This is a genomic window from Amycolatopsis sp. FDAARGOS 1241 (assembly GCF_016889705.1).
Taxonomy (GTDB): domain Bacteria; phylum Actinomycetota; class Actinomycetes; order Mycobacteriales; family Pseudonocardiaceae; genus Amycolatopsis.
Genome location: NZ_CP069526.1, coordinates 2756773 through 2773673, shown reverse-complemented (window position 1 = coordinate 2773673; position 16901 = coordinate 2756773). Strand labels below are relative to the sequence as shown.

Below are 16901 nucleotides of genomic sequence, written 5' to 3'. Positions count from 1 at the left end.
GTTGCGTCACCGCCCCAGCTCACCGCGCCAGCGCGCGAGGCGCCCGGCCCGGTCGACGGCGCGGATCCGCCGCTCGGTCGCTTCGCGCACCCCGGCCGTGGTCACCACGAGCAGCTGGTCGTCCTCCTGCAGGCGGCTGGTCTTCTGCGGCGTGAACCCGAGGCCGCCGCGGACCACGAGGCTCACCGTCGCGCCGGCGGGCAAGCGGAGCTCGGACACGTAGACGCCGTGCAGCTTCGAACCCTTCTGGATGCGCACCTGCAGCAGCTCGGCGCCGAGCTCGTCCAGTGGCGCGGCGTCGACCTCGATCTCGTGCGCTTCGGAGGGCTTCGCAAGACCCAGCAGCCGCGCGAACGGCCCGAGCGTGGCACCTTGCAGCAGCGTCAGCACGATGACCAGCACGAACACGGCGTCGACCAGCCGCTCCGCCCCCGGCACGCCTTGCGACAGCGGGATCAGCGCCAGCACGATCGGCACCGCCCCGCGCAGCCCGGCCCACGACAGGAACGTCTGCTCCCGCCACGGCAGCCGGAACGGCAGCAGTGAGAGGACCACGGACAGCGGGCGGGCGAGCAGCAGCACCACCGCGCCCGCGACGAGCCCGGGGACGAGCGCCTCGAGGATCCGGCCGGGCGACGCGTAGAGCCCGAGCAGCACGAAGAGCCCGATCTGCGCGAGCCAGCCGAGCCCCTCGGCGAACGAGAGCGTGTCGGAGCGGTGCGGCAGCCGCGAGTTGCCCAGCACCAGCCCGGCGACGTAGGTGGCCATCAGGCCGGACGCGTGCGCCAGCTGGCCGCAGGAGTACGCGAGGATGCACACGGCCACCGTCGCGAGCGGGTACAGCCCCGTGGCCGGCAACGCCGCCCGGCGCAGCGCCATCGCGCCCAGCCACCCGAACAGCAAACCCAGTGCGAGGCCCGCGGCGAGTTCGTAAACGACCAACAGCGGCAGGGTCCAGTCCAATGTGGCGACCGACGCGAGTGCGACCACCGCGATGTACGCGGGCGCGTCGTTGAGCCCGGACTCCAGCTCCAGTGCACCGGCGAGCTTCGGCCGCACCACGACCGTGCGCAACACCGAGAACACCGCCGCCGCGTCGGTCGACGCGAGCACGGCGCCCCACAGCAGTCCGATCCGCCAATCGAGGCCGAGCAGCCAATGCAGCGCCGTGCCGGTGACCACGATGCTCACGATCACGCCCACTGTGGACAGCAGGATTCCGGGGCCCAGCGCGGGTTTCACGGCGGCCCAGCGCGTGGTGAGCCCGCCTTCGGTGAGGATCATGACGAGCGCGGCGAGCCCGAGCGCCTGCGTCAGGCTCGAGTTGTCGAAGCGGATCCCGATGCCCGATTCGCCGAGCGCCACGCCGATGCCGAGGTACAGCAGCAGCGACGGGAGGCCGAGGCGGGTCGACACGCGCACGGCGAGCACCGACGCGAGCAGCACGACACCGCCCACGCCGAGCACCACCGGAAGCTGGTCCATGTCCGCCCCCTCCCGGTCGCCGTGGGCTTCCAGGATAGAGAGGCGGACTTCGTCACTCGTCCGTGTACCACCGGACAACCCGGACGAAGTGGTGTGTTAGGACACTCATCCGGCACCGAGCGTCGCGAGATCGACACCGAGCGCGGCGAACGGCTCGCCGGCCGCGGGCCGCAGGCGCACCGCGCGCTGGCGATCACGTGTGACCCAGCCCGCGTCGACGGCCCGCGCCAGGATCGCCGCGGGCACCGCGCCCGCGAGGTGATCGCGCCGCTCCGTCCAATCCAGACAGTCGCGCAACAGCGGCCGCCGGCTGCGCACGGGCACGTCGACACCGAGCCCTTCGAGCACCTCACGCCCCGCCGCCGTCAGCGTCAACCCGTCCGCGGTGTCCACGATGCCGTTCGCGATCAAGCCCTCGCGCAACGCGACGCCGACGGTCCCGGCCAGGTGGTCGTAGCAGCTGCGGGCGAAGCTCAGCCGCTGCGTCCGCAGCGATGCCTTCAGCCCCACCGGCTCGCGGTGCTCGGCGTGCTGCGCCAGGTGCTCGATCAGTTCGGCCACCCGCGGGTCGGCGATGCGGACGTAGGCGTGGCGGCCCTGCTTCACACGCGCGACGAACCCCGCTTCGTGCAGCTTCGTGACGTGCTCGCTCGCCGTGGACACGGCGATCCGCGCCGCCGCGGCCAGTTCGCCGATCGTCCACGCGCGCCCGTCGAGCAGCGCCAGGCACATCGTCGCCCGGCTCGGCTCGGCGAGCACCGCGGCCACCTCGGCCAGCGCGACGGTTTCCATACCCCCACCGTAGGAGCCCGATGCTTCGGCCGCCGCCGAAGCGCTACTTCACCTCGGACAGGAACTTGGCGCCCAGCGTGACGGCCGGACCGGAGTCGTTGCTGTCCTCCAGGAACACCGAGAACGCGACGTCACCGCGGTAGCCGACGAACCAGCCGTGGGCCTCGGCCCCGCTGCCGAACTGCGCCGTGCCGGTCTTGCCGTAGACGGTGCCGGATCGCGCGAGGCCGGTCGCGGTGCCGCCGGTGACGACCTCGCGCATCATCGTGCGCAGCGAAGCCAGCACGCTCGCGGACGGCGCGCGGTAACCGTCGTTCACCGTGGTCTCGGTGCCGTCGGAGCCCTGCCACAGCTTCGGGGTCACGGCCTTGCCGGCAGCCACCGTCGCGGCCATCAGCGCTTCGCCGAACGGGCTGACCTGCACGGTGCCCTGGCCGATGCCGTCCTCGACCTGCTCGTCACCGCCGCTCGCGGCGACGACCTTGCCCATCTCGGTGGTCAGGCCGGGGATGTCGAAGTCGGCATTGAGCCCGTACTGGCTCGCGGCTTTCTCCAGCGCATCGGGCGGCAGCTGCGAAGCGAGCTGGCCGAACGTCGTGTTGCACGACTTCGCGAACGCCCGGTGCACGGTCGTCGTGCCGAGGTCGAAGCCCTCGTTGGAAATGGTCCGCGTGCCGATCCGCGCCGTGAGCGGGCACGCCACCTGCGAGTCCTTAGTGACGACACCGGCTTCGAGCGCGGCCGTCGCCGTGGCGATCTTGAACGTCGAGCCCGGCGCGTACAGGCCGTTCAGCGCGGTGGGGCTCGTCCCCGCCGCGGCGTTCTGGGCGACTGCGAGCAGCCCGCCCGTGGACGGCTGGATGGCCACGATCACGGCCTTGCCCTTGTACGTGTCCACGGCGAACTGCGCCGCCCCTTGCACGGCGGTGCTCAGCGTCGACTTCACCGGCGGCTGCCCGGTGTCGACCTTGCCGAAGACCGTCTCGAGCACCTTGCCCGACGAGTCGACCCGTTGCACCGCGAAGGCGTCGGACGCCGACGAGGTGACCTCGGCGGTCAGCGCGGAGGCCAGCAGCGGGAACTTCGAGCCGGGCACCACGTTCACCCCGCCCGGACCGGTCATGACCAGCGCCTTGCCCTCGCGATCGACGACGGCGGGCTGGTCGGCCGCGGCGGTCGAGATCACGAGCCGCTGCCCGGCCTGCAATTTCGGGTACAGCACGGCGGGCGTCCAGTGCACACGCCAGTCGACACCGGCTTTGACGACGTCGAACGCGCCGCTGTAGGACCACACGTGACCAGGACCGAGATCCCACGTGAGCGTGTAGCTCGCGGTCGTCTTCGCCGCGCCCGCGGCCACGGGATCGACCTTGTCGACCTTGGCCTGCACGTCGTGCGGCTTGAGCGTGTACCACGCGTCGCGCAGCGCCGGGGCCGCCGCGTGCGGGTCGTCGGTCAGCAGGCCGGCGTCGTCGGTCTGGTTGCCGGCGAAGTCCTTGAGGTAGAGCTGCGCGGCCGAGGTCGGATCGGGTGCGACCGGTCCCGCCGCGGCCGCCGCGGAATCGGACGGCTGCGCCGCCGCCTCGGGTGCCGGCGAACCGCCGGTCAGGATCACGACCGCTGCCACGACGATCGCGACGATCGCGACCGCGCCGCCGATCAGGACGGCTCTCTTACCGGCAGGACTCACCGCGTATCTCCCCCAGACCGTGCGACGTGCGCGCACCCGGCCCAGCTTGCCCATCGCTGACGGACAAGGGGTGTTACAGGTGAGAAAGCAGCCTTCCCGACGCCGATTCGTGATCAACGCCGGGAAGGCCGGTTCGTCAGGCCTTCTCGACCGCCACGCGGACCTTGACGCCCTCGCCGACGGTGCCTTCGAACCCGTCGGGCGCGTCGCCGTAGGTCACCGAGGTGGCCAGCGTCTCCGAGGCCACGAACTCCTCGAACTTCTCCACCGCGGCCACGACGCCCTCCGGCGCGTCGATCGTGAGCACGATCCGGTCCGACACGTCGAGGCCGGCTTCGCGGCGGGCCTGCTGCACCACGCGCACGAGATCGCGCGCCACCCCCTCGTCGGCCAGCTCGGCGGTGACCTCGGTGTCGAGCTGCACGAGCCCCGTGCCGCCCGGCAGCTCGGCCGCCGCACCGCCGCCCTTGGCCACCAGGCGCCGCTCGTACTCACTCTCGAGCAGCTCGACCCCGGCCGCCACGACGGCGCCGGACTCGTTCGTCGTCCAGTCGCCGGCCTTGACGGCCTTGATCACCTGCTGCACGGCCTTGCCGAGCCGCGGCCCGGCCGCCCGCGCGTTCACGGCGACCTCGAACGAGCCGTGCGCCGCGACATCGGTGGTCAGCTCCACCGACTTGACGTTCACCTCGTCCCGCAGGATGTCGGTGAACTCGCGCAGTGCCTCCACGTCCTCCGCCGCGACCAGCAGCTTCTGCAGCGGCAGCCGCACGCGCAGCTTGTTGGCCTTGCGCAGCGACAGCGCCGTCGACGCCACCTGCCGCACGCGGTCCATCGCCGTGACCAGCGCGGCGTCGGCCGGCAGGTCGAGCGTGCTCGGCCAGTCGGTCAGGTGCACCGAACGGCCGCCGGTGAGGCCGCGCCACACCGTCTCCGTGGTGAGCGGCAGCAAGGGCGCGACGACCCGGCAGGTCACCTCGAGCACCGTGTGCAGGGTGTCGATGGCGTCCCGGTCACCCGCCCAGAACCGGTCGCGCGAGCGGCGCACGTACCAGTTCGTGAGGACCTCGAGGAAATCGCGCACGGTCTGGCACGCGCCGGCGATGTCGTAGTTGTCCAGCGCGTACTCGACATCGGTGACGAGCTCGTGGGTCTTCGCGAGCACGTACCGGTCGAGCAGGTGCGTCGAGTCCGTGCGCCACCGGCCGTCCACGCCCTCGGCGTTCGCGTACAGCGCGAGGAAGTAGTACGAGTTCCACAGCGGCAGCACAGCCTGGCGCACCGCGTCGCGAATGCCGCGGTCGGTGACGACGAGGTTGCCGCCGCGCAGGATCGGGCTCGCCATGAGGTACCACCGCATGGCGTCGGACCCGTCGCGCTCGAACACCTCGTTGACGTCCGGGTAGTTCCGCAGCGACTTCGACATCTTCTGCCCGTCGGAGCCGAGCACGATGCCGTGGCTGATGCAGGTGCGGAACGCCGGCCGGTCGAACAGCGCCGTCGCGAGCACGTGCAGCAGGTAGAACCAGCCGCGCGTCTGCCCGATGTACTCCACGATGAAGTCACTCGGGTAGTGGTGCTCGAACCACTCGCGGTTCTCGAACGGATAGTGCACCTGGGCGTAGGGCATCGAGCCCGAGTCGAACCACACGTCGAGCACGTCCTCGACGCGGCGCATGACCGAGTTCCCGGTCGGGTCGTCCGGGTTCGGCCGGGTCAGCTCGTCGATGTACGGGCGGTGCAGGTTGTCCAGCCGCACACCGAAGTCGCGCTCCAGCTCGTCGAGCGAGCCGTAGACGTCGGTGCGCGGGTAGGCCGGGTCGTCCGACTGCCACACCGGGATCGGCGAGCCCCAGTACCGGTTGCGGGAGACCGACCAGTCGCGGGCGTTCTCCAGCCACTTGCCGAACTGGCCGTCCTTGACGTTGTCCGGGTACCAGGTGATCTGCTGGTTGAGCTCGACCATGCGGTCCTTGAACTGCGTCACCGCGACGAACCACGACGACACCGCGCGGTAGATCAGCGGGTTGCGGCAGCGCCAGCAGTGCGGGTACGGGTGCTCGTAGGTCTCGTGGCGCAGCAGGACCGCGCCCTGCTGTGCCGCGGAACCCGTGCCGTTCTTGAGGTCGCGGACGATGTGCGGGTTGGCCTCGAACACCTGCTGGCCCTCGTAGTCGGGCACGGTCGCGTCGAACCGCCCGCGCGCGTCGACCGGCGTGGCCGGCGTGATGCCCGCCGCGTCGGTGACGACCTTGTCCTCCTCACCGTAGGCGGGCGCGATGTGGACCACGCCGGTGCCGTCTTCGGTGGTGACGTAGTCGGCCGACAGGATCCGGTGCGCGTTCTCGCGGCCGAGGAAGTACGGGAACGGTGGGGCGTAACGGTTCCCGAGCAGCTGCTCGCCGGTGTAGTGCGCGACGACGGCCGGCTCCTCGCCGAGCTCACGCGCGTAAGCCGCGACCCGGTCCTGCGCGAGCAGGAACCGCTTGCCGGGGAAGTTCTCGCTCTCCACCACGACGTAGCGCACCTCCGGGTGCACGGCGGTGGCGAGGTTCGACGGCAGCGTCCACGGCGTCGTCGTCCAGATGAGCAGATACGTGCCGTCGAGCTCGTTCCCGTTGCCCTCCAGGCGGAAGCCGACGGTCACGGCCGGGTCCTGGCGCGTGCGGTAGACGTCGTCGTCCATCCGCAGCTCGTGGTTGGACAGCGGCGTCTCGTCGCGCCAGCAGTAGGGCAGCACGCGGTAGCCCTCGTACACGAGGCCCTTGTCCCACAGCTGCTTGAACGCCCAGATGACCGACTCCATGTAGGACAGGTCGAGCGTCTTGTAGTCGTGGTCGAAGTCGACCCAGCGCGCCTGCCGGGTGACGTACTCCTCCCACTCCTTGGTGTAGCGCAGCACGGACTCGCGGGAGGCCTCGTTGAACTTGGCGACCCCCATCGCCTCGATCTCTTGCTTCTCCGTGATGCCGAGCTGGCGCATCGCCTCGAGCTCGGCGGGCAGGCCATGGGTGTCCCACCCGAACCGGCGGTCGACGTGCTTGCCCTTCAGCGTCTGGTAGCGCGGGACGATGTCCTTCACGTACCCCGTGAGCAGGTGCCCGTAGTGCGGCAGGCCGTTGGCGAACGGCGGGCCGTCGTAGAACACGTACTCGTTGTCGCCGTTCTCGCCGGCCGGGCGCGCGTCGATCGAGGCCTGGAACGTCCGGTCGGTCTCCCAGTACTCGAGGACGCGCTGCTCCAGCGCGGGGAACGACGGCTGGGCCGGGACGGTGCCGTCTCCGTCCAGCTGGGCCTGGGGGTACATCGGGGTGCGCTCCTTGCGTTCGTCGCTCGCGTACGGACGACCGGCGCTTGCCGGTCACCCACACGGGGACGAGACGCTCGCGCGTCACGCGGTACCACCCCGCTTGCCCGGCGTGGTTCCCTGCCAGGCCACTCGTTCGTCGGCTGTGACGGGCCGTCCCGTCCGGTTCTACTGGGGGCGCACGCGCCCCGTTCTTCCGGAGGCTCCCCGGTGATGGCCGGATCGACACCTTGCTGGTACCAGATTAGCCGGGGTGCGCAAGCGAGGTTCCGGGTGCCCCGGCCTCAGGTCGTGCGAACGGCGAGCACGGCCGCCGCGAGCCACAGCGCGCCGGCGGCCGCGCCGAGCAGGTGCAGCCCGTGGACGAACGTGCCGGCGTGCGCCGGATCCCCTGCCACAGCACCGAAAACGGCGACCCCGAGCGCGCCCGCGGCCTGGCGCGCCGCGTTGTTCACGCCGCCGGCGATGCCCGCGCGTTCCGCCGGTACCCCGTCGACGGCAGCGGTGACGACGGCGGCGGTGAGCAACCCCAGGCCGGCGCCGAGGCCGAGCAGGGCCGGCAGGACAGTGGCGTAACCCGTGGTGCCGGCGCGCAGGAGAGCGAACAGGCCCACCGCCCCGAGGAGGAGCCCGGCGACGATGGGCGGGCGCGTGCCGAACTTCGCGGCGAGCCGACCGCTGAGGGGACCGAGCAGGGCCGGCGTCAGGAACAGCGGGAGCATCGCGAGCCCCGCGACCGGTGGCGGGAAGTTCAGCACGCGCTGCAGGTACAGAGTGAAGACCAGGATCGAGCCGAGGCCGGCGAAGTTCATCGCCGCGGAGATCGCATTGGCTCCGGCAGTCCGGCGCGAACGCAGGAGGCCCAGCGGCAGCATCGGGTCTGCCGACCGGTGTTCGATCAGGACGAACGCCGCGGCGGCGAGGACGGCCGGGATGACGGCCACGGGTTGCCGGCCGATGACGGCGTAGACGCCGGAGCCGAGGCCGAGCGCGGCCGTCGCGGCGCCGGGAAGATCCACGCACCCCGGTTTGCGGACGCCGGGCGCGACCAGCTTCCGGATGGCGATCGTCGCCGCAGCGACGATCGGCGCGTTGATCAGGAACACCGGCCGCCACCCGGCGACGGCGACGAGCGCGCCGCCCAGCAACGGCCCGGCGGGCAGCGCCAGCGCTGACACCCCGGCCCAGATCCCGAGGGCCCGGGCGCGCGTACGGCGGTCGGGACACTCCCGGTTGATCACGGCGAGCGTGCCGGGCAGCAGCAGCGCCGCGCCGACGCCCTGCACGGCACGGGCGGCGACCAGCCACGGAGCCGACTGCGCGAGCCCGCACGCAGCGGAGGCGGCGCCGAACACCGCGAACCCGGTGAGCACCACGCCGCGGTGCCCGAGGACGTCGCCGAGCGCGCCGCCCGTGAGCAGCAGCGCGGCGAGGACTACGGAGTAGCCGTCGACGACCCACTGCAACGCGCCGACTCCGGCGTGCAGGTGCTCGCCGAGCGCGGGCAGGGCCACGGTGACGACGGTGACGTCGAGCTGCACCAGGAACATCCCGGTGCACAGGGTGATCAGCAGAGCCGGTCGCATGTCCGCCAGTGGACCTCGCGGACGCTTCCGTCGCGGTGGAAGTGTGCCGGGTGCACCCTGGGAACATGGCGACCGGAGGAGACGTCGACATCGCCCGCACCGCGGCCCTGTTCGCGGACCCGGCGCGCGTGCGGGTGCTGCTCGCGCTGGGTGACGGGCGGGCGCTGGCGGCGTCCGTGCTGGCCGGGGAGGCGGGGCTGTCGGCGCAGGGCGTGAGCGCGCACCTGGCCAAGCTGCTGGCCGCGGGACTCGTGACCGCCGAACGCTCCGGGCGGCACCGCTTCTACCGCCTGACGGGCGCGGCGCCGGAACTGCTGGAGACGCTGGCCCGGTTCTCCCCCGCGCGGCCGGTGCGGTCCCTGCGGGAGGGCACCCGCGCGCAGGCGCTGCGCTCGGCGCGGACGTGCTACGACCACGTCGCGGGGCAGCTCGGCGTGGCGATCACGGCGGCGCTCGTGGTGCGGCACGCACTGGTCACTGTGGACGGTGACCCGACGACGGCGCGGCGCCCGGGTGACGCGCTTTCCGCGCAGCTGCCCGATCACCCGTACGCGCTGGGGCCGGCGGCTTCGGAGGTCTTCGGCGAACTGGGCGTGGACGTTTCCGCGGCTTCTTCGGCGCGGCGCCCGCTGCTGCGCTTCTGCTTGGACTGGAGCGAGCAGCGCCACCACCTGGCGGGTGCGCTCGGAGCGGCCGTGCTGGGGCGGCTGCTCGACGCCGGCTGGCTCCGCCGCCGCACGGACGCCCACCGCGCGGTGCGGCTGACGCCGTCGGGGCGCTCGGTGCTGGGCGACGTGCTGGGGATCTAACGCCTGCGGTGGGCTCGGGCGAGCACGGCGTCGGGGCCGCAGCGGCCGCACGGCGTGAACCCGAGCTGGCGCGCCTCGCCGACGCCGAGGGGAATCGCGTCGCGACCGGAGAGCCACGGACAGTCGACCAGGTGGTAACGCGGGTACTCGTCCACCACGACGACCTCGACCCCGAGCTCCTTGACGACCGCGAGGTCGTCCGCGCTCGTCTCCTCCTCGGCCGGCGGGACATCGCGGCCGGGGTCGGCCGTCTCCTCGGCTGCTGCGGTTTCGGCGGCCGGTTCTGTGGTGGTTTGGGCCGCTGTTGCAGGTTCGGCGGTCGCGGCTTCGGCCTGCTCCGATGCCGGTTCAGCCTGTGGCTCCGGCTCGCCGGCCGGCTCGGGGAGGTCGGCCGGGGCACCGAGCTGCCCGGTCGAGGGCAGCAGGGCGGTCTGCTCGCCGTCACCGCCCTTGACGTCCTTCTTCTCCGCGTTCTCCTTTTCCGCGCTCTCCTCGGCGGCCGGCTTCGTGGGCGCGGGCTCCGGGCGGTTGCGCCTGCGCAGCCAGTCGGCGAGCAGCAGCAACCCGGCCAGCACCGACAGGCCGATCGACACCCAGGCCCAGAGCGAGCCGGCGGTGATGAGCGCCGTGACGAGCAGCGCGAGCGCCGCCAGCACCAGAACGAGGACGATGTAGAGCACGCTGAATTACAGCACGCGAAACCCGCGTCCCCCGGCACGACCCGCCCACGCCGGGTACCCCACCGGCTCCCGTCCGTGTCCACCCGGCGACGTCAAGACCACCCAGGCCAGGCGGCCTCGCGTGGGACCCTTCGAGATCACGCACGGTTACCCATGGGCGAGGTGGCACCGGGCCGGCGGCCGCGCGTCCGCCGACGGCGACCCGGCGCAGCAGCGGGCAAGGCACTCGATGCCGACCGGCGCGCACGGGTGGGACGGGTGAGTCCGCGCGGCGGGTCACCGTGGGGGGACGCCCGCCGACGGCGACCCGCTGCGCGCAGGCCGCTCCCTGGAGGCCCGTGTGCCCGCTCATCGGGACCCGGTCCACGCCCGCCGCGCGGGAAGCGCCGCCCGGCGATCGGCAGGCGATCGGGGCTTCACGGCGACGCCGGGCGACCCTCGCGTAACCGTGCGGGCTACCGATGGCCGCACTCGCCTCCGCCCGCACCAGGAAATCGCCTGGACGAGGCCGGAAAACTGCTGATCGAGATCGGCCCGAAGGGGCACTCGCGAAGCACGAACAGCCACTTGCCAAAACGCGCCACTGCATTCCGTGCGCATTCGATCACCGATAGCCGCTGCACATCACGGCGGATCACGAAACTATCACCACGATTTGCGATCACCCGGTTACAGAAATGGAGAATGCCCGGTCAACGCCACACAGTGGCGTGGCCTTGAGGAACCGCAACCGGCGCAGGCCCCGAAGACACACTCCGACAGGTGGCCGAGCAAGACACCCACCGCCAACTCAATAGGCTCGGCGACACGGGTCCGCCGTCACGCACGCTGTCAACCTCAGCCGGCCCGACCACAGACCGAAACCGCAGCTCCAGCCACTGCCGATACCCGACAGCGCCGAAACCAAGCCAGCGGGCCCGGTCAACTCGCCGCTCCTGCCGCCGCAGCCAGACCAAAGACACAGCTCCAGCCGCCGCCAGAGCTGGACGGTACCGAAGCTGGACAGCAGGCCGCGCAACTCGGGTCCCGCCAGCCTCACCACAGGCCGAAACCACAGCTCCAGGCGCTACCGGAGCCCGGCAACGCCGAACCCACGCCAGCAGGCCGATCAACTCGCGGCGCCGGGCCAGCCTGAGCGAGGCCACCAAGAGCACGGCTCCAGCCGCCGCCGAAGCCGGACTGCGCCGACACCAAGTCAGCAGGCCGCACGACCTGCGGCCCCACCCAGAGCCGCCGCCGGAGCCGGACAGCGCCGAGACCAAGCCAGCGGGCCGATCAACTCGCGGCCCCTGCCAGCCGCAGCGAGCAGACTGAGCGCACAGCTCCAGCCGCTGCCAGAGCTGCGACGACGCACCGAAACCACGCCAGCAGGCCGCACAACTCGGGTCCTCGCCAGCCTCACGACAGATCAAAACCACAGCTCCAGCCACAGCCGGAGCCCGACAACGCCGAAACTGCGCCCGCCGATGCCGGTGAGGGGTGGGCACGGCGAAGCCCCGCCGGATCCTGGGTCGGGATCGGGCGGGGCGTCACGCGCGGGGAGAAGCTCAGCCGGCTTCGGCGCGCGGGCCGAACGAGTAGCCCTGGCCGCTGCTGGAGCCGGTGGACTGGCTGGAGCCGGACGACGCCGAGGCCGGGGCCGCGGAGCCGCGGTCGTCGAGTTCGCGCAGCTGGGACTCGAGGAAGCCCCGCAGGCGGGTGCGGTACTCGCGCTCGATGGTGCGCAGTTCCTCGATCTTCTTGCCCAGAGCGCCCTTCTCGGCGTTCAGGTTGTTCATGGTCTCGGTGTACTTGCGCTGCGACTCGCGTTCCAGCGTGGTCGCCTTGTCGCGTGCCTGGCGCTCGAGCGTCTCGGCGCGCGTGCGCGCGTCGTTCAGCATGGTCTCGGCGCGGGTGCGCGCCTCGTTGACCATGGAGTCGGACTTCGCCCGGGCGTCGGACAGGAGCTGCTCGGACTTCGTCCGCGCCTCCGCCAGCATGCCGTCGGACTCGGTCTTCGCCTCGGCGGTCAGCCGGTCGGCCATCTCCTGGGCCAGGCCCAGGACCTTCGCGGCCTGCACATTCGGCTCGCCGCTGTCGCCGACCATCGAGTGGGCCTGCGTCTGCTCCATGGCCGAGGCGGGCGGCGGCACGGGGGCCAGCCGGCGGGACGGCTCGTCCCGCACCGGTGGAGGACCGCTCACCTTCGCGTTCTCGAGCTCGCTCCGGGTCGACTCGAGCTCGGCGTCGAGCTGCTCGACCTGCTGGCGCAGCTCGTTGTTGTCCTCGATCAGGCGGGCAAGCTCGGTCTCCACCAGGTCGAGGAACGCGTCCACCTCGTCCTCGTTGTAGCCCCTCTTGCCGATGGGCGGCTTGCTGAACGCGACGTTATGCACGTCAGCGGGGGTCAACGACATCAGATCACCTCACGCACTCCATGGCCTGCAGGATCCACCCAAGTTTCCCCGATCACCTGGGAGTTGCCAGTTGCATCGCGAAGAACACAACCAACAGCAGCACCATAATCGATAAGTCCAGTCCCATCCCGCCGATCCGAACCATCGGGATGATTCGCCTGAACAGACGAACCGGCGGGTCGGTCACTGTGTAGATGGTCTCGAGCGTCACCGCAACCCCTCCGGCGGGACGCCACTCGCGCGCGAAGGTGCGCACGAGCTCGATCACAATACGCGCCGTCAGCAGAAGCCAGAAGGCGAACAGCACGTACCAGATCACCAGCCACACAGCGTTCACGCGACCACTCTAGCGGGGGGCGCCCCGCGAAGTCGCAGCCAGCGTGCCCGGCGTGCCGCCGAGTCGACAAAATCACGTCTGGCTGCGCCCAGCGGTCCAGCGGCTTCAGCCGCGCAGGAAAAGCCCGCCCTCGGCGATCCGCCGGCGGTCCTCGGCCGTCACGTCCACATCCGGCGGTGAGAGAAGGAACACCTTGTTGGTGACCTTGTCCATCGACCCCCGGAGCGCGAACGCGAGCCCTGCGGCGAAGTCGACGAGCCGCTTGGCGTCCGCGTTCTCCATCTCCGTGAGGTTGATGATCACGGGGATGCCTTCGCGGTAGTGCTCGCCGATCGCCCGCGCTTCGACGTAGCTCGTCGGGTGCAGGGTGGTGATCCGGCTCAGCGGGTCGCGCGACGGCGGGCGCACGGGCTCCGTGACCGGCCGCAGCCGGGCGACGGGCTCGGGCTGCCGGTCCACGGCCAGCGCCCCGTGCGTCGCCGGCTCCGAAGCGGTCACCGGGCGTGAGCGAGCCCGGGCGACAGGCTCGTCGTACGTGTCCGCGGCGTCGCGGTACCGTGAACGCGACCGGGCCGGCGGCTCTTCGTAGTCGTACTCGTCGTCGTAGTCACGACGGTAGTCGTCGTCCTCGACGTCGTAGCCGTCTTCGTCTGCGGGCACCATCCCGAAGTAGGCCTTCAGCTTCTGCAGCGCGCTCATGCCTCTCCCTAGCCCTAGCCGCTCCCGCACCGTGCTACCCCACCCGGCCGAACACAAAACGTGACGACCGGCTTGGACTCCCTACGGCGAGGCTAAACCGCGCCCACCGAGCAACGCGGTTCCGACACGCACACAGGTCGAGCCGTGCGTGATCGCCTGTTCGAGATCATGGCTCATCCCGGCGGAGACTTCTGCGGCATTCGGGTGATCTTCCCGAAGTCGGTGCGAGACCTGGGCAAGCAGGGCAAAAGCGCTGCCCGGATCCTCGGCCAGCGGCGCGACGGCCATCACACCGCGCAACCGCAGCTCACCCACGCGAGTTATGTGCTCGGCCAGCGCCGGGACGTCGGCGACGGGGATGCCGCCCCGCGCCGGGTCGCCGTCGAGGCTCACCTGGATCAGCACGTCGAGCGGATCCGTGCGCTCCCCCGCTTCCCGCGCGTTGCCCGCCGCACGGCCCAGCGCATCGGCCAGGCGCGCGGAGTCGACCGACTGGACCTCCGCCGCCCAGCGGACCACCGACCGCGCCTTGTTGCGCTGCAGGCTCCCGACCATGTGCCAGCGCGGCGGCGCACCGGGGCTCAGCTCGGCCACCTCGGCGGCCTTCGGCCCGGCCTCCTGGTCCCGGTTCTCGGCGAGGTTCCGCAGTCCCAGTTCGACCAGCAGCGCCGCGTCGGGCGCCGGGAAGGTCTTCGTGACGCCCAGCAGGCGCACGTCTTCGCGCGCTCGCCCGGCGGCCTCGCAGGCGGCGGTGATCCGATCCTCGACGGCGGCGAGCGACGCTTTGAGCTCCTCGCGGCGCGCCTCGCTCACTCGGCCTCCAGCCACGTGATGCCGGCGATCCGGCCGGTGGTCCCGTCGCGGCGGTAGCTGAAGAGCGTCTTGTCCTCGGCTGTGCAGCGCGGGTCCACGCCGATCCGGCCGACGCCGAGCTCGGCGAGCTGGCGGTACAGCCCCGCGCGCAGGTCGAGACCCGCGGTGCCCCGGCGGGTCTTGCAGGCGCTGCCGGGCACGTGCTTCTCGACGTCCGCGGCCAGGTCGGCCGGGACTTCGTAGCAGGCGCCGCAGATGGCCGGGCCGAGCAGCACCTCCGTGCGGGCCGGTTCGGCGCCCAGGTCGCGCATCGCCGCCACCGCGGCCGGGACCACGCCGATGCGCGCGCCCACGCGGCCGGCGTGCACCGCGGCCACCACACCCGCCTCAGGGTCGGCCATCAGCAGCGGCACGCAGTCGGCGACCAGCACCACGAGCGCCACCCCCGGCGACGCCGTGACGAGGGCGTCGGTGGCCTCCGCCGCCTTGGTCTCGGTGCCGTCCACGACGGTGGCCGTGCGGCCGTGCACCTGTTCCATCCACGCCAGGCGGTCCTCGGCGAGCCCGAGCTCGGTCGCCAGCCGCTTGCGGTTGGCGTACACGTCGCCCTCGTCGTCGCCGACGTGGTCCCCGAGGTTGAAGCTCTCGTACGGCGGCCGGGAAGCCCCGCCCGCCCTGGTCGTCACGACTCGTCGTACTCGCACCCCGCCATCCTTCCAAAGAACGCCGAAGGCCACCCCGGCCGAGGGCGGCGCGGGGTGGCCTTCGCGACGAAACGAGCGCTAGCGGCGCATGAACGGCGGGACGTCGACCTCGTCGTCGGTCGGGTCGTCGTGCACCGTCGCCGGGCGGCTCGGCAGGCTGCCGGACGCCGGCCCGGAGCCGATCGGCGAGTAGCCGCGCGAACCGCCGCCCGGCTGGGGCAGCCCGCCCGGCGGGGTGCCACCCGGCTGCGGCAGCGGCGGCTGCGCGCGCGGCGGCGCCACCGGATACCCACCGCTGCCCGCCGGCGGTACCGGCGTGGCGCCACCCGACGGCGGACCGGCGGGCGGCTGCGCGCCGCCCACGTGCCCGGCCGAGGCCGACGCCGTGCCGCCGCCCGAGCGCGAGCCGAAGGCCGGCGGGTCGAGCTTCTTGTGCGTGGGCGCGCCGGCGTCGAAGCCGGCCGCGATCACCGTGACGCGGACCTCGTCGCCGAGGGAGTCGTCGATGATCGTGCCGAAGATGATGTTCGCGTCGGGGTGCGCCGACTCCTGAACCAGCGACGCGGCCTCGTTGATCTCGAACAGGCCGAGGTCCGAACCACCCGCGATCGACAGCAGCGCGCCGTGGGCGCCGTCCATCGACGCCTCCAGCAGCGGCGAGTTGATCGCCTTCTCCGCCGCCTGGATCGCGCGGCCCTCGCCCCGCGCCGAGCCGATGCCCATGAGCGCGGAACCCGCGCCGGACATGACGCTCTTGACGTCGGCGAAGTCGAGGTTGATCAGACCGGGTGTGGTGATCAGGTCGGTGATGCCCTGGACACCGGAGAGCAGCACCTCGTCGGCCGAGCGGAACGCGTCCATCAGGGACACCCCGATGTCGCCGAGCTGCAGCAGCCGGTCGTTCGGGATCACGATCAGCGTGTCGCACTCGTTGCGCAGCTGCTGGATGCCGTCCTCGGCCTGCTTGCCGCGGCGCTTGCCCTCGAAGGTGAACGGGCGGGTCACCACGCCGATCGTCAGCGCGCCCAGCTTGCGGGCGATCTGCGCGACCACGGGGGCGCCACCGGTGCCGGTGCCACCGCCCTCGCCGGCGGTCACGAACACCATGTCGGCGCCCTTGATGACCTCTTCGATCTCCTCGCGGTGGTCCTCGGCGGCCTTCTGCCCCACCTCGGGGGCGGCGCCGGCACCGAGGCCGCGGGTCAGTTCCCGGCCGATGTCGAGCTTGACGTCGGCGTCGGACATGAGCAGTGCCTGCGCGTCGGTGTTCACCGCGATGAACTCGACACCCTTGAGGCCGACCTCGATCATCCTGTTCACGGCGTTCACGCCGCCGCCGCCGATGCCGACGACCTTGATCACCGCAAGGTAGTTGTGCGGGGGCGTCATCGGGTCCGCCTTCCTGATCGTGATGTGCTCGTACTGCGCGCCGGGGCCGCAACCCTCACCCTCAAGTCGAGAATGAGAGTTATGTCAACCACCGGCGTTAGAGCAGGACGGTAGGCACCGGGCAGGCACTAATCCAGTAGCCACGCCGTGTGCGGCAAAGGTGTTTTGCCACAACGCGAACAAGTGCGCAAACGCGGGAACCCGAGCTCGCGGT

The 16901-nt window shown here is 71.7% G+C and carries 13 protein-coding genes; 1 reads left to right on the top strand and 12 read right to left on the bottom strand.

Annotated elements, in window-relative coordinates:
* Positions 1–6 precede the first annotated feature (6 nt).
* From I6J71_RS13750 to I6J71_RS13730, 5 genes are all read right to left on the bottom strand, one after another.
* Positions 7–1485, bottom strand: a complete 1479-nt coding sequence (locus tag I6J71_RS13750) for a potassium/proton antiporter (protein WP_204095067.1) — start codon at positions 1483–1485, stop codon at positions 7–9.
* A 105-nt stretch (positions 1486–1590) separates the two neighbouring features.
* Positions 1591–2277: a helix-turn-helix transcriptional regulator gene (locus I6J71_RS13745; protein WP_204095066.1), complete on the bottom strand. Its 687-nt coding sequence runs from the start codon at positions 2275–2277 to the stop codon at positions 1591–1593.
* Positions 2278–2320: 43 nt separating this feature from the next.
* Positions 2321–3967: a penicillin-binding transpeptidase domain-containing protein gene (locus I6J71_RS13740; RefSeq protein ID WP_204095065.1), complete on the bottom strand. Its 1647-nt coding sequence runs from the start codon at positions 3965–3967 to the stop codon at positions 2321–2323.
* Positions 3968–4103: 136 nt separating this feature from the next.
* Positions 4104–7274: an isoleucine--tRNA ligase gene (gene ileS, locus I6J71_RS13735; protein ID WP_204095064.1), complete on the bottom strand. Its 3171-nt coding sequence runs from the start codon at positions 7272–7274 to the stop codon at positions 4104–4106.
* Positions 7275–7558: 284 nt separating this feature from the next.
* Complete coding sequence (locus I6J71_RS13730; protein WP_204095063.1) at positions 7559–8860, bottom strand: MFS transporter; 1302 nt, start codon at positions 8858–8860, stop codon at positions 7559–7561.
* A gap of 65 nt (positions 8861–8925) precedes the next feature.
* Here I6J71_RS13730 and I6J71_RS13725 point away from each other — a divergent pair, with 65 nt between their 5' ends.
* Positions 8926–9669, top strand: coding sequence for a helix-turn-helix transcriptional regulator (locus I6J71_RS13725; protein WP_204095062.1), 744 nt, complete (start codon positions 8926–8928; stop codon positions 9667–9669).
* Here the strand turns inward: I6J71_RS13725 and I6J71_RS13720 are convergent.
* The 7 genes from I6J71_RS13720 to ftsZ form a co-directional block, all read right to left on the bottom strand.
* Positions 9666–10349, bottom strand: a complete 684-nt coding sequence (locus tag I6J71_RS13720; protein WP_204095061.1) for a hypothetical protein — start codon at positions 10347–10349, stop codon at positions 9666–9668. The two genes, I6J71_RS13725 and I6J71_RS13720, sit on opposite strands and share 4 nt — an antisense overlap.
* Before the next feature lie 1547 nt (positions 10350–11896).
* A complete protein-coding gene (locus I6J71_RS13715; RefSeq protein ID WP_204095060.1) occupies positions 11897–12745 on the bottom strand; it encodes a DivIVA domain-containing protein in 849 nt (282 codons plus the stop codon).
* A 52-nt stretch (positions 12746–12797) separates the two neighbouring features.
* Positions 12798–13073 (bottom strand): YggT family protein, encoded by a 276-nt coding sequence (locus tag I6J71_RS13710; RefSeq protein WP_204097040.1) that lies wholly within the window; start codon positions 13071–13073, stop codon positions 12798–12800.
* 114 nt (positions 13074–13187) lie between these two features.
* A complete protein-coding gene (locus I6J71_RS13705; protein ID WP_204095059.1) occupies positions 13188–13781 on the bottom strand; it encodes a cell division protein SepF in 594 nt (197 codons plus the stop codon).
* Between the two features lie 81 nt (positions 13782–13862).
* On the bottom strand, positions 13863–14594 hold the full coding sequence (locus I6J71_RS13700; RefSeq protein ID WP_204095058.1) for a YggS family pyridoxal phosphate-dependent enzyme: 732 nt from the start codon (positions 14592–14594) through the stop codon (positions 13863–13865).
* Positions 14591–15298: a peptidoglycan editing factor PgeF gene (pgeF, locus tag I6J71_RS13695; protein ID WP_204095057.1), complete on the bottom strand. Its 708-nt coding sequence runs from the start codon at positions 15296–15298 to the stop codon at positions 14591–14593. Before pgeF ends, I6J71_RS13700 begins: the two co-directional genes overlap by 4 nt.
* Positions 15299–15376: 78 nt before the next feature.
* Positions 15377–16687 (bottom strand): cell division protein FtsZ, encoded by a 1311-nt coding sequence (ftsZ, locus tag I6J71_RS13690; protein WP_204095056.1) that lies wholly within the window; start codon positions 16685–16687, stop codon positions 15377–15379.
* Between the last annotated feature and the right edge of the window lie 214 nt (positions 16688–16901).